The sequence below is a fragment of the Kribbella sp. CA-294648 genome (assembly GCF_050943845.1).
GTDB lineage: Bacteria > Actinomycetota > Actinomycetes > Propionibacteriales > Kribbellaceae > Kribbella.
Genome location: NZ_CP191981.1, coordinates 5,931,674 through 5,953,453 on the forward strand (window position 1 = coordinate 5,931,674; position 21,780 = coordinate 5,953,453).

13 protein-coding genes and 3 rRNA genes are annotated in these 21,780 nt (G+C 64.6%); 5 read left to right on the forward strand and 11 right to left on the reverse strand.

What is annotated here, in order from left to right; genetic code table 11:
• Positions 1-104: 104 nt before the first annotated feature.
• Together ACQPYM_RS28035 and ACQPYM_RS28040 are read right to left on the reverse strand one after the other, a co-directional pair.
• Positions 105-911: a matrixin family metalloprotease gene (locus ACQPYM_RS28035; protein WP_433023403.1), complete on the reverse strand. Its 807-nt coding sequence runs from the start codon at positions 909-911 to the stop codon at positions 105-107.
• 235 nt (positions 912-1,146) lie between these two features.
• Entirely contained in the window at positions 1,147-2,079 is a 933-nt protein-coding gene (locus ACQPYM_RS28040; RefSeq protein ID WP_433006133.1) for a pectate lyase family protein, read from the reverse strand.
• A gap of 450 nt (positions 2,080-2,529) precedes the next feature.
• On the opposite strand from ACQPYM_RS28040, the gene ACQPYM_RS28045 reads away from it, so the two are divergent.
• Together ACQPYM_RS28045 and ACQPYM_RS28050 are read left to right on the forward strand one after the other, a co-directional pair.
• Complete coding sequence (locus ACQPYM_RS28045; protein ID WP_433006136.1) at positions 2,530-6,402, forward strand: chromosome segregation ATPase; 3,873 nt, start codon at positions 2,530-2,532, stop codon at positions 6,400-6,402.
• Positions 6,403-6,660: 258 nt separating this feature from the next.
• Complete coding sequence (locus ACQPYM_RS28050; RefSeq protein WP_433006139.1) at positions 6,661-7,314, forward strand: hypothetical protein; 654 nt, start codon at positions 6,661-6,663, stop codon at positions 7,312-7,314.
• Between the two features lie 748 nt (positions 7,315-8,062).
• Here ACQPYM_RS28050 and rrf read toward each other — a convergent pair.
• The 7 genes from rrf to ACQPYM_RS28085 form a co-directional block, all read right to left on the reverse strand.
• Positions 8,063-8,180 (reverse strand): 5S ribosomal RNA (gene rrf, locus ACQPYM_RS28055).
• A gap of 148 nt (positions 8,181-8,328) precedes the next feature.
• Positions 8,329-11,456, reverse strand: a 23S ribosomal RNA gene (locus ACQPYM_RS28060).
• A 487-nt stretch (positions 11,457-11,943) separates the two neighbouring features.
• Positions 11,944-13,461, reverse strand: a 16S ribosomal RNA gene (locus ACQPYM_RS28065).
• The 16S, 23S and 5S rRNA genes sit together here, the layout of an rRNA operon.
• Before the next feature lie 859 nt (positions 13,462-14,320).
• Entirely contained in the window at positions 14,321-15,640 is a 1,320-nt protein-coding gene (locus ACQPYM_RS28070; RefSeq protein ID WP_433006142.1) for a serine hydrolase domain-containing protein, read from the reverse strand.
• A gap of 94 nt (positions 15,641-15,734) precedes the next feature.
• The gene (locus ACQPYM_RS28075) at positions 15,735-15,905 is read right to left on the reverse strand and encodes a hypothetical protein (RefSeq protein ID WP_433023519.1); all 171 of its coding nucleotides are present in this window, start codon (positions 15,903-15,905) and stop codon (positions 15,735-15,737) included.
• Between the two features lie 133 nt (positions 15,906-16,038).
• Positions 16,039-16,248 carry a KTSC domain-containing protein gene (locus ACQPYM_RS28080; protein ID WP_433006145.1) on the reverse strand — a complete coding sequence of 70 codons (210 nt, stop codon included), beginning with the start codon at positions 16,246-16,248 and terminating at the stop codon, positions 16,039-16,041.
• A gap of 56 nt (positions 16,249-16,304) precedes the next feature.
• Positions 16,305-16,691: a helix-turn-helix domain-containing protein gene (locus tag ACQPYM_RS28085; protein ID WP_433006146.1), complete on the reverse strand. Its 387-nt coding sequence runs from the start codon at positions 16,689-16,691 to the stop codon at positions 16,305-16,307.
• A 144-nt stretch (positions 16,692-16,835) separates the two neighbouring features.
• On the opposite strand from ACQPYM_RS28085, the gene ACQPYM_RS28090 reads away from it, so the two are divergent.
• The gene (locus ACQPYM_RS28090) at positions 16,836-17,126 is read left to right on the forward strand and encodes a hypothetical protein (RefSeq protein ID WP_360287900.1); all 291 of its coding nucleotides are present in this window, start codon (positions 16,836-16,838) and stop codon (positions 17,124-17,126) included.
• Positions 17,127-17,185: 59 nt separating this feature from the next.
• Here the strand turns inward: ACQPYM_RS28090 and ACQPYM_RS28095 are convergent, their stop codons facing one another.
• Positions 17,186-18,064 carry a hypothetical protein gene (locus ACQPYM_RS28095; RefSeq protein ID WP_433006148.1) on the reverse strand — a complete coding sequence of 293 codons (879 nt, stop codon included), beginning with the start codon at positions 18,062-18,064 and terminating at the stop codon, positions 17,186-17,188.
• A 448-nt stretch (positions 18,065-18,512) separates the two neighbouring features.
• On the opposite strand from ACQPYM_RS28095, the gene ACQPYM_RS28100 reads away from it, so the two are divergent.
• Positions 18,513-19,715 (forward strand): sensor histidine kinase, encoded by a 1,203-nt coding sequence (locus ACQPYM_RS28100; protein WP_433006151.1) that lies wholly within the window; start codon positions 18,513-18,515, stop codon positions 19,713-19,715.
• Between the two features lie 2 nt (positions 19,716-19,717).
• Positions 19,718-20,398 (forward strand): response regulator, encoded by a 681-nt coding sequence (locus ACQPYM_RS28105; RefSeq protein WP_433006154.1) that lies wholly within the window; start codon positions 19,718-19,720, stop codon positions 20,396-20,398.
• 626 nt (positions 20,399-21,024) lie between these two features.
• Here the strand turns inward: ACQPYM_RS28105 and ACQPYM_RS28110 are convergent.
• Positions 21,025-21,654 (reverse strand): hypothetical protein, encoded by a 630-nt coding sequence (locus tag ACQPYM_RS28110; RefSeq protein WP_360287908.1) that lies wholly within the window; start codon positions 21,652-21,654, stop codon positions 21,025-21,027.
• Between the last annotated feature and the right edge of the window lie 126 nt (positions 21,655-21,780).

Genomic DNA, 21,780 nt, shown 5'->3' on the forward strand with positions numbered 1-21,780 from the left:
GCGGACCGTAGTACGGAGCCGAACGCCTTTAGCGGCCCCGGACGACGGCCGTGCTGCCGGCAAGGGGTGCCGGCAGCACGGGACTCGCGTGTGGAACGTGCCGATCAGGTGCCCGGCCGGGGGTAGAGCCGGTTGAGTACCTGGAAGTCGTCGCCTGACGGGCGGACCGACCAGCCCGCTCCTACAGTGCCGCTCCTCATGCAGCTGTTGGTGGACGAGTTGTGTTCGAGGCCGAGGGCGTGGCCGAGCTCGTGGCAGGTGGTCTTGCGCCGCTGGGTGGCGTTACCGAGCAGCCTGCTGTTCAGCTCCACCGAGGCTGGGCCCTGCGGGGCGTTCGGCGCCCAACTGGTCCGGCCGAACCAGTTGGCCGTGCTGCTGACGACACGAACGTGGACACAGTGACGTCCGCCGCCCGGGCAGCCCTGCGTGTGCCAACGGTAGTAGGCGTCGATTCCCGGCGACTGGTACCAGTCCGCCACGGCAGCGGTCACGGGATATCCCGCCGGCGTGTGGTCCAGGAAGTAGACCTGCGGATCGTTGAATCCGTTGTAGGCCCAAGCGTGATCGCACCAGGCCGCGGCGGTACCGACAAACGGCGCACAGGCGGCCAGGATTTGATTCGGAGCCTTCTGGCCGGCCGGGAGAACTCCGGTGACGCCGCTGGCCCGGAGCTGAGCCCGGAGCTTCTCGGCGGATCCGGCCGGTTGATACCGAGTCATCTTCGTGATGGTCCCCAGAGCATTGCGCTCGACGACAACAACCTCGTCATCGCCTGCCGCGGCGGGCGCGGCCTGTACTGCGGCAGGGGAGGTGGTGGGCGCGGCGTTGGCGGTGCCTGCCCAGGGTGTGACGCAGACCGCGACCGCCAACAGCCAGAGCGCTGTGGCGGAGACGGCTCGCCGGTTGATCATCCTCACTTTCGTTCCTTCCGTTCGAGCGGCGCCGAGTGATCGGCCGGTCACTCCATGACACCGGCCGCACGGAGACCAGAACAGGCAGATGGACCGGCAGCTCAGGTCTGCCGGTGGTTGACCTTTCGAGCAGATCCCCTTGTTTTCCAGGCGATCCGCCGCTGCCAGTGAGACGGGCACGCGACGGTTGGTCGCGTGCCCGTCTGTCAGGCGGGGCGGAACCTGACTCCTCGGTTCAGATCTTGCCGGTGCCTGCGTTGGCCGTGACGATCGACTTCACGTTGGCCGCCGCGTCGAGGGTGTAGCTGTAGGGGATGCCGGCGACGCTGCCGGGGTTGCGGGAGACCGGCGTACCAGAACCCACCAGGTGGTTGCCGTCGAGCTTGAGGTTGCCCTCCGGCGAGTCCCCGGTCTGCGCGACCGTCGGCTTGCTGACGTTCTCGAAGTAGTTGCGCTGGACGAAGACGCCCGCGCCGACCGTCGAGGCGACGCCGTACCCACTGGTCGAGCGGTAGTAGTTGTTGTAGACGTGCACCGGGTTGCCGAACCGCACCCGCGGGTGGCGCTGGTTCGAGTCGTCGAAATAGTTGTGGTGGTAGGTCACCCGCAGCTTGCCCCGGTCCTCACCGCCGTTGCTGTCGGAGTGACCGAGCAGGAACGACTTGTCGTGGCTGAAGACCCGGTTCCACGACACGGTGACGTAGTCCGAGGCGCGCTTGATGTCGACGGCGCCGTCGTACCCGTTGCTGAAGTTGTTGTGATCGATCCAGACCCGGGTCGAGTACTGGACGTTGATCGCGTCGTCGTTCCAGTTCCGGAAGTTGATGTTGCGGATGATCACGTTGCTGACCTGGCTGACGTTGATACCGCCCGAGGTGATCGTCGCGCCGCTGCCGACGCCGATGATCGTCTTGTTGGACGCGACCTTGGTCATGCCACTGGGCAGCGCGATCGTGCCGGAGACGCGGATCACCCGGGCACCGCTGGCCTGCATGTTGCTGATCAGCGCCGCCTGGGTGGTGACGGTGACCGGAGACGCGCTCCCGCCGCCGGTCGTACCACCACCCTGGGTGGCCCAGCCTTGGAGCGCGAACGTGTAGGCGGAAGCCTCCGGCGCGACGGCGACGCTGCCGGCCGCGACGAGTGCCGCGGCGGCGGCCAGTGCCACGGCGGCACGGCCGAACCGACGGCGCGGAGGGGTTGAAGTTGGGGCGGAAGATGACACGAGGAACCTCCAGGACGAGTACCGGTTCCGCGACCCGCGTCCGGGTTTCGCGGTACTGGTGGATGGAAGGGTTGGATAGAGCGCTCTATCCGCAGGGGGAAAACGCTTTCCTCGGAATGCAAGGTAGTCACGGGGTGACGGTGGCGTCAACAGTGCGTGACCAGCTGATTACGTATTCGACAATCTTCGATTTTGCAGGGCGCTGCCGAAACTTTTCTGGGCTCGTTCGAGGGCGGTTCGAGGGTGGATCGGCGGCCTTCCGGACGCCGCGGGATCGCTCCGGGCCTGCCGATGCGGCCGCTGGGGCGCCGACTGGATATGGTCGGTCCTTCCGGCCGGGGGACCAGGAGTGACCCGGACGAGCTCCCCGAACGCAGACCAGATAGGAACGGCATGAGCACCACGACCCCGACCGAGGACGGCCCGTTCGACATCCTCGGTTCGAAGGTGCTGCTCGGCGTCCAGGTCGTCGACCTGTCCCGGCTCTCGACGCACCCGATCCCGATGGTCAGCCAGGGCCTCGTCACCGTCGCCGGCCAGGGCCCGGTCGACTCCAACGGCGCCGGCAAGTCGTCGTGGATCGCCGCGCTGTCGCTCCTGCACGCCGACGAGCAGTGGCGACTGACCAGCGGTGCTCCGGGCGCGGCCGAGCTGCTCTTCACCGCGGAGGCGGCCGGCCAGGAAGGCACCTGGTCGAACGTCGATCGCGGCTACATCATCGGCGTCTTCTCCGACCCCGACCTGACCGAGCTGTCCGAGATCGAAGCGGCCGCCATCACCGTCTGGATCCGGATCAACCGCAAGGCGTCGTACCTGGATCTGCGCTGGAAGAAGGGCCTGCACGTCCCGTACGGCGCGACCGAGGCCGAGCGCGCGGCCGGCGCCGACGCGTTGTGGGCGGCCCTCCCCCACTCCAACGGCCGCACCGACTTCCACGCCAACAAGCTCTCGACCGTCCTGTACGGCGGTCAGGTCCGCTGCGTGTCGTTCCTGTCGACCTCCGTCAGGTCGTCGCCGACGGCCAACCTGCTGGCCGAGCCGCTCAACGAACTCGGCCCGGCCCGCATCTTCAACGCGATCGCGACGCTGACCGGGCTCGACCACGAACTCGAGCAGGAGCAGGCTCATCGCTCCGCCGAGCACACGCAACGCGAGGCGACCAAGCAGGCGGCTGCCGACCTGCAGCGCTGGGAGCAGGAGATGGCCACCGTCGAGGCGGGCATCCTGCAGCGCGCGGCGGCCCGCGAGGCCCTTGCCGCGGCTCGCGAGTCCTGGCGGGCTCGTTGCGCCAGGCATCTGATCGACGGCGATGCGCGGAACAGCGAGATCGTGCAGGAGCTGGGTGTTCTCGACGAGCGGGTCGCCGAGCAGGAAGCTCGCCGCGAGACGATCGACACCGAGATCGAGGCGTTCGGCAGCGAGGAGAACCTGCTCCGCGACGTCCAGCTGACCCGCCAGGAGCGCGACAAGCTCGACGCCCGGGACCGCGAACTGGATCTTGCCCAGCGTTCGGTCCGCGAGCAGCTCGAGCGGCTCGGCCAGGAGCACCGGCGACTGCTCGATGCGGGTCGCTCGGCCGACGGACGCGACCTGGCCGCTGCTGCGGACGAGCAGGAGGAGGCCCGCGCAGTACTCGAGGAGCACATCGGGCGGGATCACGCGGCACGTTCGTTCGTGGATCAGGCCTCTGCCGAGTTGCGGGAGGCCGAGAGCGGCCAGACCGTTTCGGCTCCGCAGCAGCAGGTCCTCACGAACGCGGGCATCGAGTGCGGTGCGCTCACCGACATCACCGAACTCGCTTCGTCCGACCGTGCGGAGTGGGAGCCGCGGCTGGCGCCGTACCGGGAGGCTGTTGTCGTTGACGCGGCCGATGTCGCGCTGGCGACCTCCGCGCTGAGCGATGCCGGCTATCCGGGCTTCCTGCTGGTGCTGGCGAATCGGCCTGGCGCCGCGGCCTTCAAGGGCGGTCCCTCGTCGGCTGACAAGCGCTTCAAGCTCGATGGGTTCTTTGCCGCGCTGGCCGCCCGCTCGGCCAAGGAGGTCATCGACGACCAGGCCGGTGTGGTCGCCGTCGGGCAGTTCGAGGAGGCGATCACCGGTCGCACCGCCCGGATCGAGGCCGCTCGCCGCCGGCTCGACGCCGCCGTCGAAGCCCGGTCTTTGGCATCGGCTGCACTCGAGCAGGCTCGCGCACGGGTCGAACAGGCCGAGCGCCGTACAGCGGCCGCTCGCGCGCTCGGGACGGCCGCCGACGTACAGGAGCAGATCCTCGCTCTCCGCGAAGCCAATGATCAGCACGAGACCGATCGCGAAAAGCTTGCACCCGCGTTGCAGGCGGCGAAGGAGTCAGCCGAGGCGGCGGCCGGGCAGCAACTCGTCCGTGACGAGCGGCTGAAGAACCTCGAGGCGACCCGCCGCGACCACGACCGCATCCTCGAAGAGCTAGCCAGGCGCCGGCTCGTCCTGCTGGAGGAGCAGACCGCGCTCGACCTCGTCTCCAGGACGACTGCCTGGGGCGGCAGCGCCTCGGAAGCTGCTGAGTTTTTGGTCGCGCTGCCGGATGAGGCCGCCCAGCGACGGACCACGGCCGACTGGAACCACCAGGCCTGCACCCAACTCGACGACGTCGTACGCCGATGCTTCCCGAACGCCCGCTCGCGGGAAGAGATCCCGTCCGAACTGTGGGAGATCCTCAACGGCCCCGATGGTTGGTCGAACGGGACGCTCGGGGCGCGCGTGGCGCTGGTACCGGCTATGCAGCGGACGCTGGCCAGCCACCTGGCGCAGCACGAGACCTTCGACAGCTTGCAGCAACAACAGATCACGAGCCAGCGTGCCGAGCGCAATGCGGCTCTGGAGCGGGCCCGCGAAGGACTCGGCGAGGCTGAGAGCACGGCACGCGCCCACCGCGCGTCACTTGCCGACGGCATCAAGGCCCGGCTGCGGCTGGTGTCGACTGAGTTCGATCGGCTTGATCAGCAGTACGGCGGGTATGGGGCCAAGCTCGAGTACCCGGAGCCCGACCCGCCGGCCGAACCGGACAAGCCGTGGCGCTGGACGGTCACGCCGAAGTGGCGACGGTCCGAGGGTGGTCCGTTCTCGGCGTTCAACGTCAAGGGCAACACCGCACAGATGGACGAGAAGGCGGTCAAGCTCGTCTGCGCCGCCGCCCTGGCCGGCGGCAGCGACCGCCCGCTGCTGCTGATCCTCGACGAGCTGGGTCGCAACCTGGGCTCCCAGCACCGCCGTGAAGCCGTGGCTCTCTTCGAACAGATCGGCCGCGACCGCAACATCACGGTGATCGGTGCCCTCCAGGACGACATGGAACGCTACGCCCTGTCCTCCTCCCGCCTCTACGTAAAGCTCCGCCGCTCCTCCGACACCATGGCCTACAACCAGGCCCCGGTGGTCAAGGGCAACGAGGAGTACGCCGACCGAGTAGAACTCCTCCGCACCTGGCTCGACTCCTACCGAGGCCCCCGCCCCACCCTCGACCTAGCAGCTCCAACCCTGGACTCCATCCCCCACGACCCGGAGCCCGCCCCTTCGCCCGCCCCCGCCACAACAACAACCGACGCCGCCCCCACCGCACCGGCGCCTGTCGACGACGCAGCGCCGGAGCCCGTCAAGGCCACCTCCCGCCGCCGCTCCCCCAAGACAACCCCGCCTGCCACAAGCACCACAGCATCAGCTCCCGCCGACGCGGAGAGCAAGCCGAGCGCCGCCGCCAACACAGCCGCCGCCTCGGACAGCAGCACCCAGAGCGCCACCAGCAGCACCGGCGGAGCTGACAGCACAACCGCCGGCGCGGGCAGCGACGCCGACGGGACGACCGCCGCCGCGCCGGCACCCACCTCCCGCCGCCGCTCCCCCAAGGCAGGCCCGCCTGCCACAAGCACCACAGCATCAGCTCCCGCCGACGCAGCTCCCGCCGATGCGGAGAGCAAGCCGAGCGCCGCCGCCAGCAGGTCCGCCGCCTCGGGCAGCAACGCCCAGACCGCGACCCGCGGCACGGACGGAGCTGGCGGCCCGGGGAGCAACGCCCACGACGTCAGCGACAGCACCGGCGGCGCGGGGAGTGCTCAGAGCGTGACCGGCGACGTCGGCGGCAGCACCCAGGACCTCACCGGCAGTGGAGCTGGCGACGCAGGCGAGCCGACCGGCGACGTGGGCAGCGAAGTCGGGGGCGCAGATGGCACGACCGCCGCGGCGACTGCTTATGACGGCAACGGGGTTGGTGGCGAGGCGGACGGGGCGGAGTACTGAGTGCTGTTGGTGGGGTGGCTGCTGCTGGGGAGGGTGGGGGTCGCCTCGGGTTTCTGGTGGGAGGTTGCGGAAAAGCGACCCCGGTGGTCGGGGCTGACCTGTGGCTGCTTCACACTGGAGCGGTGACGTGTCAGCAGCTGGGCGTTCGGGCCCGCCCCATCTGTTCACACGGAGTAGGCGGAGCTCTGGTCAACCACTCACCGGTCGGCGTAGCGTCCGTTGGACAGGTCCAGCCGGCAGCTGATCGGAGGGCGTGAGATGGCATCTTGGCTACTGCGCGCCCAATGGGCTCACCGAGACGAATCGGTCGACCACAGGGCGCTGCGCGTCGGGCGCACGCTGACCGCGGTCGCCGTCGCGTTCCCGGAGGTCCACCTCTGGACGCAGGACGAACGCTGGGGCTTCCACGTGCTCGAGGCCGACGCGTCGACGCCGCTGCAGGAGATGGTCGAGGCGACCACCAAGGTCCTCTCCAACGGTTCCAGCACCACCCGTCTGCACCTGCAGAGCGCCGGTGAACTCCCCTGGCTGTTCGACCTCTCCATGGGCGGCACCCTCACCACCGTCTCCGACCAGCTCACGCTGCACTGGAGCGACGAGGACGCCCTGATCCAGTCAGAGCGCTTCGCCCAGGTACTCCGAGCAGTCGTCACGATCTGGGAACCCGAATGGGCCAGCATCGCCGACACCGAACTAGCCGCCGCCGCAGGCGTCTTCCGCCGCGGCATCCCGATGATGGGCTGGCTCACGTACGTCCGAGGCATGGTCGCCGGCGCCCACGGCATAGACATCAACCTCACCCCCTTCGAACGAGGCACCCTCCTCCAGGCCCCCGTAGCCCCCGCAGACCTAACCCCCATCCACATCTGCGCAGCAGCAGCCCTAGTAGGAATCTCCCCCGAAGACCTCTAAAGGCGAGCACGAGCGGGAAGCTCGGCACGCACCTGAGCTGGCCCACTATCTGGGAACAGCCGAGCAGCACCACTGCCTGAGAACGGTCGAGCACCACCGCTGCGTGGCGACGGTCGAGCAGCACCGCTGCGTGGCGACGGTCGACCACCTGCATGGGGCGCTAAAGCACCAAGGCATGGGGCGGTGGAACGCATGGCTGTCGGGTCGCAGAGACGCCGGCAACCGGCTACCACCACTCGGCCCATCGCTGCCAGTCCCATGAAGGCGCACCGGAGGACTCACTACCGGGCACAGAAAGCCGGCCAGCTGAAATCAGCCTCCAGCCGTCCACGCGCGGAGCCTCGGACCGTGAGGTCCATCGTTGAGCTCCAGCCCTGCTCGCCTCCGTGCTCGGCACCTTCCCGAAGGCGCTGCTCGAGGCGGCTGCGCTGGGCGGCGCCAGCCGCTGGAGACGCCGGCTTCCTCGGCATGGACCAAGCGCCCGTGCACGGCGCAGCGTCCGGTTGAGCTGTGCCGGCAGTCTCCGGACGGGACTTCATCGCCGGGTATACCAGCCGGCCTTCTCAGCCACGGCAGCCATCACCCCTGAGCTCGCCAGCTGGCCTTCAGCGGAGATCCTAAGGCTGAGCGGCCGCCGCCGCTGCCGAACGAGCTCATCGCCGTGCGCCTTTTAGCTAGACGGCATGTGGCAGTAGCCGGGGGAAATGTTAAGGGCCACCCGGTGTGGGTGGCCCTTAACAGTGTGAATGTCCGGCGACGTCCTACTCTCCCACGACCTCCCGGTCGCAGTACCATCGGCGCTGAAGGGCTTAACTTCCAGGTTCGGAATGGAGACTGGGTGTTTCCCCGACGCTATGGTCACCGTAACTCTATAGAAATATCAACCAACCACACTACAGTCACTTCCCGCCCCGCGAGGGGCAGGCATCGGCTGGGGGTTGACCGTATTTCGGGAACCGTATAGTGGACGCGAATCTTGCAGCAGTTTGTTGCCCCAACACGATGTGTTGGTGTTGAGACAAGCCCTCGGCCTATTAGTACCAGTCAGCTCCACACCTTGCGGCGCTTCCACTTCTGGCCTATCAACCCAGTGGTCTACTGGGGGCCTTACCCGATTAACTCGGTGGGAGACCTCATCTTGAAGCGTGCTTCCCGCTTAGATGCTTTCAGCGGTTATCACTCCCGAACGTAGCCAACCAGCCGTGCTCCTGGCGGAACAACTGGCACACCAGAGGTTCGTCCACCCCGGTCCTCTCGTACTAGGGGCAGCCCTTCTCAAGTCTCCTGCGCGCGCAGCGGATAGGGACCGAACTGTCTCACGACGTTCTAAACCCAGCTCGCGTGCCGCTTTAATGGGCGAACAGCCCAACCCTTGGGACCTACTCCAGCCCCAGGATGCGACGAGCCGACATCGAGGTGCCAAACCATCCCGTCGATATGGACTCTTGGGGAAGATCAGCCTGTTATCCCCGGGGTACCTTTTATCCGTTGAGCGACGGTGCTCCCACATGCCACCGCCGGATCACTAGTTCCGACTTTCGTCCCTGCTCGACATGTCTGTCTCACAGTCAAGCTCCCTTGTGCACTTACACTCGACACCTGATTGCCAACCAGGCTGAGGGAACCTTTGAGCGCCTCCGTTACCTTTTAGGAGGCGACCGCCCCAGTCAAACTACCCACCAGGCACTGTCCCTGATCCAGATAATGGACCGAAGTTAGACAGCCAGAACAACCAGAGTGGTATTTCAACGATGACTCCACCCGAACTGGCGTCCAGGTTTCACAGTCTCCCACCTATCCTACACAAGTTGTACCGACCACCAATACCAAGTTGTAGTAAAGGTCCCGGGGTCTTTCCGTCCTGCTGCGCGTAACGAGCATCTTTACTCGTAATGCAATTTCGCCGAGTCCATGGTTGAGACAGCGCCCAAGTCGTTACGCCATTCGTGCAGGTCGGAACTTACCCGACAAGGAATTTCGCTACCTTAGGATGGTTATAGTTACCACCGCCGTTTACTGGCGCTTAAGTTCAAAGCTTCGCCGGCCAAAGCCAGCTAACCTGTCCCCTTAACGTTCCAGCACCGGGCAGGCGTCAGTCCGTATACATCGAATTACTTCTTCGCACGGACCTGTGTTTTTAGTAAACAGTCGCTTGGGCCTGGTCTCTGCGGCCATCAACGCTTCCGAGAGCAAGTCTCGTCACGAATCAGGCCCCCCTTCTCCCGAAGTTACGGGGGCATTTTGCCGAGTTCCTTAACCATGGTTCACTCGATCGCCTTGGTATTCTCTACCTGATCACCTGTGTCGGTTTGGGGTACGGGCGGCTCTAACACTCACTACGAAGTTTTTCTCGGCAGCATGGGATCATCCACTTCCCCTGAACGGGTCCGCCTCGGTTCTCAGGCTCTGTGAGACACGGATTTGCCTATGCCTCGCCCTACCACCTTGCCCGCGGATCAGCTTGCGCCTACCATCGCCGCGGATGGACTGCCCTCCTGCGTCACTCCTTAGTGCACCTAATACCACCTAGGGTCAGAGCTTCCACCACTCAGCCCGAAGGCCTCGCGGTTTCAGATCCTTAGCATCAGTGGGTTCGGTCGGGTCGTGTTAATGCCGGTACGGGAATATCAACCCGTTGTCCATCGACTACGCCTGTCGGCCTCGCCTTAGGTCCCGACTTACCCAGGGCAGATTAGCTTGACCCTGGAACCCTTGATCATTCGGCGGACGGGTTTCTCACCCGTCATTCGCTACTCATGCCTGCATTCTCACTCGTGCAGCATCCACAACTAGATCACTCTGCTGCTTCACACGCTGCACGACGCTCCCCTACCCATCCACACACCTGGACCCAGAACAAGTCTGGGCCGGGTACGAGTGTGAATGCCACAGCTTCGGCGGATTGCTTGAGCCCCGCTACATTGTCGGCGCGGAATCACTTGACCAGTGAGCTATTACGCACTCTTTCAAGGGTGGCTGCTTCTAAGCCAACCTCCTGGTTGTCTGGGCAACTCCACATCCTTTTCCACTTAGCAATCGCTTAGGGGCCTTAGCTGGTGATCTGGGCTGTTTCCCTCTCGACTACGGAGCTTATCCCCCGCAGTCTCACTGCCGCGCTCTCACTTACCGGCATTCGGAGTTTGGCTGATTTCGGTAAGCCGGTAAGCCCCCTAGACCATCCAGTGCTCTACCTCCGGTAAGAAACACGCGACGCTGCACCTATATGCATTTCGGGGAGAACCAGCTATCACGGAGTTTGATTGGCCTTTCACCCCTATCCACAGGTCATCCCCCAGGTTTTCAACCCTGGTGGGTTCGGTCCTCCACGCGGTCTTACCCGCGCTTCAACCTGCCCATGGATAGATCACTCCGCTTCGGGTCTAGAGCATGCGACTCTGGTCGCCCTATTCAGACTCGCTTTCGCTACGGCTACCCCACACGGGTTAACCTCGCCACATACCACTAACTCGCAGGCTCATTCTTCAAAAGGCACGCCGTCACACCCACACAAGGTGAGCGCTCCGACGGATTGTAGGCAACCGGTTTCAGGTACTATTTCACTCCCCTCCCGGGGTACTTTTCATCTTTCCCTCACGGTACTAGTCCGCTATCGGTCACCAAGAAGTATTTAGGCTTAGCGGGTGGTCCCGCCAGATTCACACGGGATTTCAAGAGTCCCGTGCTACTTGGGAAAACACTCGGAAGTCACTGTCTTACGCCTACGGGGCTCTTACCCACTACGGCTCAACTTTCCAGAAAATTCGACTTCAACAGTGATTTATAACTCCCTGACCCCACGGCATTAGGATCTGAATGCTCCCACAACCCCATATACGCAACGCACGCCGGCTATCACACGCACATGGTTTAGCCTCATCCGCTTTCGCTCGCCACTACTCACGGAATCACTATTGTTTTCTCTTCCTGCGGGTACTGAGATGTTTCACTTCCCCGCGTTCCCTCCAGAACCCTATGTGTTCAGGCACTGGTAACTGGCTTTAGAATGCCAGCTGGGTTTCCCCATTCGGACACCCCCGGATCACAGCTTGGTTGCCAACTCCCCGGGGCTTATCGCAGGCTCCTACGTCCTTCATCGGCTCTTGGTGCCTAGACATCCACCGATTGCCCTTAGTAGCTTGTCACAAAAACAACAAAATACTGAAGATGCTCGCGTCCACTATACAGTTCTCAAAATACGGGCAGGAACACCAGCCCTTGTCCACCACTACCCTCGGACAGATCCAACGAAGGGAAAACACACCCTCGAAAAACCCATCACCAGGAGTTTGGTGAGAGCCGGCCCCAGCCACACAGCCACACCAACCCTGTGATCCGCAAAGATCCAGCAGTTGATGTAGTAGTGACCCAGAAAAACCGATCCAAGGATCCGAAGATCCATGGCCCGATTCCTCAGGACCCAACAGCGCGCCTCGATGATCCACTCGACTCTATGTGTGTTCCACGCGTCCTCTCCGAAGAGAATCAGCAGTACTTACCCACTCGGTTCCGTTTACTCATCTAATGGTCAATGTTCCACATTCCGAAGCATGGCCGCCCAGAAACATTCGTCCTGGAAACGACCTGTAGGCAACTACACCCTTACGGGTTGCAGCTGCCAATGCTCCTTAGAAAGGAGGTGATCCAGCCGCACCTTCCGGTACGGCTACCTTGTTACGACTTCGTCCTAATCGCCAGCCCCACCTTCGACGGCTCCCTCCACAAGGGTTAGGCCACCGGCTTCGGGTGTTGCCGACTTTCATGACGTGACGGGCGGTGTGTACAAGGCCCGGGAACGTATTCACCGCAGCGTTGCTGATCTGCGATTACTAGCGACTCCGACTTCATGGGGTCGAGTTGCAGACCCCAATCCGAACTGAGACCGGCTTTTTGGGATTCGCTCCACCTTGCGGTTTCGCAGCCCTTTGTACCGGCCATTGTAGCATGCGTGAAGCCCTGGACATAAGGGGCATGATGACTTGACGTCATCCCCACCTTCCTCCGAGTTGACCCCGGCAGTCTCCTATGAGTCCCCACCATAACGTGCTGGCAACATAGGACGAGGGTTGCGCTCGTTGCGGGACTTAACCCAACATCTCACGACACGAGCTGACGACAGCCATGCACCACCTGTATAGGACCCTTACGGACCCCCCATCTCTGGAGGATTTCCCTATATGTCAAACCCAGGTAAGGTTCTTCGCGTTGCATCGAATTAATCCGCATGCTCCGCCGCTTGTGCGGGCCCCCGTCAATTCCTTTGAGTTTTAGCCTTGCGGCCGTACTCCCCAGGCGGGGCGCTTAATGCGTTAGCTGCGGCACGGAGGACGTGGAATGTCCCCCACACCTAGCGCCCAACGTTTACGGCGTGGACTACCAGGGTATCTAATCCTGTTCGCTACCCACGCTTTCGCTCCTCAGCGTCAGGTAAGGCCCAGAGAGCCGCCTTCGCCACCGGTGTTCTTCCTGATATCTGCGCATTCCACCGCTACACCAGGAGTTCCGCTCTCCCCTGCCTACCTCTAGTCTGCCCGTATCGGAAGCAGGCTCGGAGTTGAGCTCCGAGTTTTCACTCCCGACGTGACGAACCGCCTACGAGCCCTTTACGCCCAATAATTCCGGACAACGCTCGGACCCTACGTATTACCGCGGCTGCTGGCACGTAGTTGGCCGGTCCTTCTTCTGCAGGTACCGTCACTCTCGCTTCGTCCCTGCTGAAAGAGGTTTACAACCCGAAGGCCGTCATCCCTCACGCGGCGTTGCTGCGTCAGACTTTCGTCCATTGCGCAATATTCCCCACTGCTGCCTCCCGTAGGAGTCTGGGCCGTGTCTCAGTCCCAGTGTGGCCGGTCGCCCTCTCAGGCCGGCTACCCGTCGACGCCTTGGTAGGCCATTACCCCACCAACAAGCTGATAGGCCGCGAGCCCATCCCCAACCGCCAGAACTTTCAACCCCAAACCATGAAGCCCGAGGTGATATCCGGTATTAGACCCCGTTTCCGAGGCTTATCCCGAAGTTGAGGGTAGGTTGCTCACGTGTTACTCACCCGTTCGCCGCTCGTGTACCCCCGAAGGGGCCTTACCGCTCGACTTGCATGTGTTAAGCACGCCGCCAGCGTTCGTCCTGAGCCAGGATCAAACTCTCCGTTGAATTCAATATGTCAACCACCCCGAAGGGCAGATAACAGACTACTTCGAGTGATCCTTTGATATCTCAGAAACAATCAAACTGACTTGAATCATTAGTTCTCAAAGGAATCGATACACGAACAACAGACAACCCAGCACCCAAAATCCGATGAGGACCAGAGGTGGACAAGATCATCCAATGCCGTGAATCGGGTTAATGCTAAATTTCGGCATTGACTTTCGGCACGCTGTTGAGTTCTCAAGAATCGAACGCACACCGCGTCCGCAACCTTTCGGTCAGGACTCCGGGGCAACCCGCCAAACATTACTGTTCCGGCCGAAGCCAGTCAAATCGGCCTCTTTCATCCCAGTCTCCCGGCAAACCACAGTGACCGAAACCCGCACAAGGCGTGCTTCAGCTCCTGGAACCTTCAGGGAGTTCGAAGCGACCGGCCGCTTTCGCGTCCCGCACCCGCTCCGACAAGAAGAACATTACTGACATTCGCGGTGAAGATGCAAATCGGGGATTGGACCTTGACCCAACCCTTGCACTGCCTCTTCGGCGCGCCGGCCGTCGTCCCGCTTGTCACACCAGTCACCCGCGTCTCCCCGGGCCACACCTCCATGATGCCGCACCCGTTCAAGTCCTGCCCGTGTCAAGACGGAAGTGCGAGTCGGACACGACTGAGTCGGCATCAACGAGGTGACCACGGCAGATGGGTGGGAACCGGAGTACCGGCTCCCACCCATCGAATACCGCACCGTCCAGCAGACGCCTCTCGGCGAGTGGCCGCTCGTAGCGGCTGAGTGTGAGGCCCGGGGGTCATGTACCGGACGGCATCAGATGTAACCCCCTCCCCCCACGAACCTATTCCCAGCACTCAGGTCAGCCGGGAGCACTCCACTTCCACGCCGTCCTGGACGAACACCAAGCCGTCGCCGGTCAGCCGCAGCTCCGCATCGATCCCCCACCGCGCGCCGAAACAACCCTTCCCTCGCGGCCCGAACCTCAGCGCCGGTTGCCGGGCGAACACCACGTCGAGTCCTCCATCAGTAGCAACCACGTCGAAGTACACGTTCTCTCGCAACTGGTACCTGCCAGTGACTCTCTGGAGCGCCTTCTCATCAGCTTCCGCCGGCTCACTGAGCTCCATCGGAAAGCCCTGCCACCCGTACGACGCGGCCATGCGCGTGAGCGCCCTGTCGGCTATATGGGTGCCGCCATCCCCATTGGTCATCACCGCCGCGCCTTGGCCTGTGTCCCGGTAGGCGACCAGATGGCACTTGAAGCCCTTGTTCGATCCGCCGTGCCCGAAGCGCGCACCGCCATCGGCCAGGAAGACCCCGAGCCCGAGCGCGTCCATCCTGTCGTAGGGATCAGCCATCGGGGCGTGAGGAGTCAGCATCTCCCGCGCCAGCTCCTGCGAGATGAGGGCATCCGAAGCGCCCGCATACGCGCTCTGAACTCCCAGTGCGAAGGCCACCAGATCAGTGGGAGTCGTCCAAAGACCGGCCGCGGCAAGTTCGGGATACGAGTGCCATCGGCCTTCCACCGGACGACCGAGTTCGTCGTGGGCAGTGGCTGCCCGATCGTGGAGCTCTGGCGGCAATGGTTGCGCAAAATCGCTGTCCGACATGCCCAGCGGCTCAAAGACGAGCTGCCGCGCGAGGCGGCGGAACGGCATCCGGGTGACGTCTTCGAGGAGTTGTTGCAGTACTACGGTCCCGCCGCCGGAGTACCGGAACCGGGTGCCGGGCACCAGGTCGACGCGGACTCCGAACGTGTTGCCCGGCCGGACACCGTCGAGGATCTCGACTGGCGTTGGCAGCTCAGCGCCGAGCGGGTACCCCGGAAAGCCGGGAACCGTCAGGCCGGCCGTGTGGCTGGCCAGCTGCCGCAACGTGACGACCGGGCGCCATTCACCCGTCGGTGGAAGCTGCCAGGACGTGAGCCATTGGTTGACATCGTCGTCGAGGTCTAGCCGTCCCCAGTCGACCAGCCGAAGCATGGCGAACACCGCGATCGGCTTGCTGATGGAGCATGCCTGGAAGAGTGTTCGGGCGGTGATCGGGGTCGTCCCGCCGGCTTCGGCAACGCCGATGCTGCCCCGCTCGGCAAGTACGCCGTTATCGATCAACGCCCAGCTCGCGCCGGGAACCTTGAACTGGTCAAGATCCTCGCCGGTCAGCAAATCAGCCAACGCGTCCTCCCCTGTCAGGTCACTCCGAGCCTAAGGGTGAGCAGACGCGAACAGCACGGCCGCGGGGTGTTGGGGCCGCGGCCGTGCTGCTGGATCAGCGGGATGGTTGCGGGGCTTCGCAGTCGATCTTCGGGTTGGCGCCGAGGTAGTTCAGCGGGCCGGCGATAATGGTGACCACAACCGTGCTGACCTTTGCGCAGCTGGCATCCGATCCTCTGAAGTAGTTGCGCTGGGCGGCTGCCGCAACGCCGATGAGCAACCACAAGATCACAAGGATCGTGAGAACACGGGAACCAGTCGTAGAGGCTCTACGAGTGACCATTGCACCTCCTGACGAGACCACCCCCGTGGATCCACACTCTGGTGCCCGCCGGTGACACGCCGAAACGTGGCGCGACTCAGACCTCGGCGAAGTCGAAGTACGGCTTGATCTCGGTGTTGACGTAGTTGCCGATGCTGGGCGCGGCCAGGAGACCCGCGTACGTCGGCTGCGGCACTTCGTAGTACCGGTAGACGCTGCCGTTCACGTACTCGAGCTCGAGTGTCCCCGTGGACATGTCGTACCCAACCGACCGCACGCTCGTCGAGGTCACCGGTCGTCGCCTCATCTGTCTGTCCCTTCGCCAATTTCAGCGAACGACAGTTACGTAGTACCGGCCGGGCGTCAAGGTGGGCCGGCAGACTCGCTGGACCCGACGGCCTTGCCCGCCATCTGCACATCGCTGGTCTGCAAGGCGGCGAGGATGCGCGACAGCTCTCCGACCGCGGCGTTCAACTGGTCGACCATCGAATCGTCCAGCGCCGAAAGCTCCGGCTGCGGTACGCCGAGACTCGCGGCGAAGCGCGACTGCGCCTCTGGTGAGGCCAGGTGGAGAGACGTGTCGAGCGCCTCCTGGAGCTGTGGGCTGGGAACCATGTCAGGTCGCTTCCGCCACTTGGCCACGGTACGTGGCGAGATGCCGAGGTGTTCGGCGAAGGCTTCGCCGGTCAACCGCATCGCCGCCTGCAAGGCGCGCGCGTGCCGGCCCGTCCATTGGTCGATGACTGTCATCGCCCCGCTCCTCCCAGCTGTGTTCGATCACTCTGTGCAATCAGATTACGTCGGTCGAGTCACCTCGTGGGTGCACAATCGGTGCCCTGTGGATAGCGGTCCGGTTCATGGTGAAGCGGCGTGGGCGAGCGTTGACTGTGGGCTATGGACGAGATCAGTGGCAGACCAGCGACGATGCTCCGACCGCCGCGCAGACACCTGAAAGTCGCCGCGGCCGCCGGACCACGCCGCTTCCATCTCCTTCGGCACGTCGACGTGTCAGGTGTGAGCGGCACCGGCGTCGTCGCCGAGGGCGTCGAATGGTCCGACGGCACCGTCACCTTGCACTGGGGCGGCCGCTTCCCCACCACCACCGTCTGGCAGGACGGCATCGACGCCCTCCTCACCATCCACGGCCACAACGGCGCCACCACAATCCGATGGATAGACAACTGACAAGCCCGGTAGGGCCGGCCCATCCCCTGCACCCAGGCCGGCCCTACCGACCAACCCGCTCAGCCTTGAGGCTTTTCACCTTGATCGTCGGCCTCGTCGGCCGACTGGTCCGGTTGCCCAGACAGTTCCGGTACTACGAGGGCCAATTGGCCGTGCTCGTTGCCCCAACGGTGCTCGAGCGTGTCGAGCGGGATGTCGTTGGCGGCCGCGGACAGCTGGGTGAGTGTGCCCAGCAGGTCCACACACTGGGAGACCTCGCCAGGGTTGTTGGCCAGCCACCAGACAACCGCCGAGCCAGGTGTGGCGAGCACGTCGTCCCGCAGATAGGCGCGTTTGTCCTGCTCCAGTTGGCGTTCGAGCAACAAGGTTTGTGCTTTGCGCTGAAGGGCGGTGATGTTCTGAAGGTGTTTGAGGTCCGCATCGGGCAGCTTGAGGCGTACTTCGGTGGCCCAGGTGCGGACTTGGCCCTTCTCATCGAGATCCGGCTCGCCGAGCACGGACGCGAGACGATGCTGGTTCAGCGCCTCCTCCGACGGTTGCTGCGAGGCCGTCAGCGCCTTGGCCCTGCTGAGCAACGCATCGACGGCGACACTGCCGAGGTCCGCGTGCCGCAGTCCGGTCATCACGGGCGACCACTGAACGATCGCGGAGAAGCTGAAGTGGTAGTCGGGCGATGCCGACGGCAGGCGTACTCCGGCGACGGTGCGCGTCGGCGGTGCCGTGAAGACAGGTTCGCGATCCACGGGCTTCGGAACGGGTGGCGCGACAGGTGCGGCGGGAGCCGGCTTGTCCGGCGTCCAGACCAGAGCCAGGAGGATCAGCACCAATGTCGAGGCGAGCGCGGCAGCCCAGGCCGGCGTGCTCAGGATCATTGCGAGGAGATAGGAGACGGCGACGATCGCGGCCGCCGTGAGGAGAGTTCGTCGCGTGGGCGTCATCGCGGACCGCCTTCAGCTCTCTCGGCGAGAACTCTCTTAGCGGGAAGGGCGGTTGGCGGGATCGGTGCGGAGTTCCGCGGGTGGGTAGTTGCTGCGGGATACCGGAGGTGTTCGAGGATCGCCACGGCTACTCGCCTTTCACCCCCGCGCTGATCACCTCACATCAGAACCACAAAAAGTCTGCCACGCATTACACACGGTAGCCACGCCAAGCGTGTCGCCAAGACGTCGCCCCGGAGGATGCCTGAGGGAGCCGACGGACTCGCAGCATTTCCTGAGCCGACAGCGCTCTGGAGCGCCTACGGGCCTTGCTTCTTGACGGAGCCGTCCTTCGGCCGGACCGCGCTTCTCGACGTAGCTGCTGCCTGGCTGAACCGCGCTTCTCGACGTAGGGGGATCCTCCTCTGCGGGGACGCCGTGCCGGGGACGGACGACCTAGGATCACGGCATGCAAGCTCGCGTTGGTTCGTTTCGGCTGCCTGCGCTGGCGGTGGATCTGTTGCTTGCGCTGTTCGTCACCGTGATGCAGGTTCAGGGCACGCTTGCCAAGGTCGCGGCGGATCCTGAATCCGTACTGCGGCCTCTCGGGGATTTCGGCAACCTCGGCTACATGCTGCTGATCGCCAGTGGTGTTGTCATCGCGCTGCGGCGTAAGTTCCCGGTGGCTGTGTTCGCGGTGACCGCGATCGCCAGCCTGATCTACTACGCGCTGGACTTTCCCGACGCGCCCGGGTGGCTTGCGCTGTTCGTCGCGCTCTACACCCTTACCTCGTACGGCGACGGGCGGCGGTCGCTCGTGATCGCCGGAGCCGGCATCGCCGTACTGAGCACCGGTTGGTTGCTCGCTGCAACGGATATCGAGCCGGCTGCCGCGATCGGGTGGGTGTTCTTCCGGATCGGGGCGTCCGTGATGAGCGCGGCGCTCGGTGAGTCGGTACGCTCCCGCCGCGTCATCGCCGCCGACGCGCTGGAGCGAGCCGAACTGGCTGAGCGAACCCGCGAAGAGGAGGCCCGCGCCCGGGTCGACGAGGAACGGCTGAGGATCGCCCGCGAGGTCCACGACACGGTCGCTCACGCCATCGCGGTCATCAACGTCCAGTCGGGCGTCACCGCTCACCTGCTCGACAAACAACCGGAACGGATTCGCGAGACGCTGCTGGCCATTCAGCAGACCAGTGCCCAGGCGCTGCGCGAAATGCGGTCCATCCTCGGCGTACTCCGGGACGCTCACGACGGGCGAGTTCCTCATCCGGGCCTCGGACAGATCGACGAGCTGATCACGAAGGCACGTCAGGCCGGGCTCGACGTCACCCTCGAGAACGCACCGCCCATCGCCGAGCTGCCCAGCGCGGTGGACTTTGCGGCGTACCGGATCGTGCAGGAGTCGATTACCAACGTGATCCGCCATGTCGGTCCGACCCGCGTGACTGTCGGGGTCGGGTACGGCGTTGACTCCCTTGAGGTGAGCGTGATGAACGAATGCGGCCCTGCTCCCGCCGGGGCGTCCGCAGTACCGGGGCGTGGGATCATCGGGATGCGCGAGCGGTGTCAGCTGCTCGGCGGCCAGCTCGACGCCGGCCCGGTGGCTGACGGCGGGTTTGCGGTCACCGCACGACTGCCCTATGCGCCGGTGGGAGAGACAGCCAGTTGAACATGTCCTTCGACGCCGACCCGATCAAGGTGCTGCTCGTCGACGACGAGGGTCTGGTGCGATCGGGGTTCCGGGCGCTGCTGGATGCCGAGGACGGCATCGAGGTGGTCGGTGAAGCCACGAACGGCGCTCAAGCTGTCGAGCAAGCCCGTGCCGACCGGCCAGACGTCGTCCTCATGGATATCCGGATGCCCACGATGGACGGCATCGAGGCGACCAGAGAGATCGTCGGGACGCCGGGGCTCCAGGACGTCCGCATTCTCATCCTGACTACGTACGACACAGATGCGTACGTCTTCGAGGGGCTTCAGGCTGGCGCCAGCGGGTTCCTGCTGAAGGACGCCGGACCGGCCGAGCTTCTGCACGGCATCCGCGTTGTGGCCGCCGGAGACTCGCTGCTCGCTCCGCGGATCACCCGTCGGCTCATCTCGCAGTTCACCGCCAAGCGAGCGGCCAGTCAGACGTCCGAGAAACGGCTCGCGGTGCTCACCGAGCGGGAGCGGCAGGTTGTGGCGTTGGTCGGTCAAGGCATGAGCAACGACGAGATCGGCGCAGAACTGTTCCTCAGCCCAGCCACCGCCCGCACCCATGTCAGCCACGCCATGGTCAAACTCGCCGCCCGCGACCGAGCACAACTGGTCGTCATCGCCTACCAAACCGGCCTGGTCAGCCCACACCCCTAACAACCCACTCGTCGACCGGACCCCGCCAAGGTGGCGGAGCCGGGTGGGCCGGAGTGGGCAGGTCCCCGGGGTAGCCGGAGTGGCCGGGGTAGCCGGAGTGGCCGGGGTAGCCGGAGTGGCCGGGGCAGCCGGGTCGCCCGGGGAGCCGGGGGAGCCAGAGTGAACGGGTGGCCGAAGTAGCCAAGTGACTGGGTGGCCAGGTAACCGGGTCGCTGGAGTAGCCGGGTGGCCCCGGTGGCCGGGGCCCAGGTGGCCGGAGCAACCGGGTGGCTGGGTGGCCGGAGCGGCCGGTTAGCCGGGTGGCCCAGATGGCTGGAGCAACCGGGTCATTGGAGTGGCCGAGTAGCCGGAGTGACCGGGTGGGCGGGGTGGCAGCAAAGCCGGGGTGGCCCGGGTGACGGGGCGGCAGGCAAGTCAAGTCCTCTGGAGTAACCAGGTCGCCGGACTGGCCAGGGAGCCGGACTGGCCAGGGCCGGAGTGTCAGGTGGCCGGAGCAACCGGGTGGCCGGGTGGCCGGGTGGCCGGAGTAGCCAGGTGCCCGGTAGTAACCAGGTCCTCGGAGTAACCGGGTGGCCGGCAGGGCTGGGGTGCGTTGGTTGGTTGGGTGTTTGGCGGGGGTGGGTGAGTTAGCCGGCTAGGGAGCGGAGGGCTCGGCGGCTGGGGGTTAGGAGGACTGGTTTGTAGGGGCAGCGGGCGTCGGTGAGGGTTTCGTAGGCTCGGATGGCTCGGTCGGCGGCATCCCAGCCTTGCTCGGCGGGGCTCTTGCCTAGGCCTCGGTTGCGGATCAGGGCGCCGTAGAAGGCGGAGCAGAAGACGGTGGCTTCGTACCAGCCGACCACTGTGCTGGTGCCGATGTAGGTGATGTCGTCCTGGAGGCAGTCGCGGATGGCGCGTTGCCATTTGCCGATGCCGGTCTTGCAGCCGTCGGCGATCACCACGCCGCTGGCGATGCCCCAGGAGCGGTCGAGGAACCAGTCGGCGAGTGCGGTCAGTGACACCTGGGTCTGGCCGTCGGTGGACAGGAAGGACGGCTCCTCGCTGTGGTCACCGTGTGCCATCACGTGCAGCACGCTCGACGGGGTGGTCAGGGCGGAGAAGGCGGTCTCGTGGTCGCGGGTGCGGACGAAGTTCACGTCGATCACCGGGCTGTTCCAGCCCGCGTTGATGTTGCTCGTGATGCCCTGGACGAACGTCATCGAGGCGTCGAAGGAACTGTCCAGGCCGAGGTCCACCAGCGTGATCAATCGGTTCTTCATCGCCCACCCCTCACCATGCTCCGGTCCCCGCGGAACCCCATGATGACCCAGCCCACCGACAATCCGCTGCCCAGGTCTCGGCTGTCAGTCGAAGCCCTCCGGACCATCCATCCAAGGCCGTCGGGG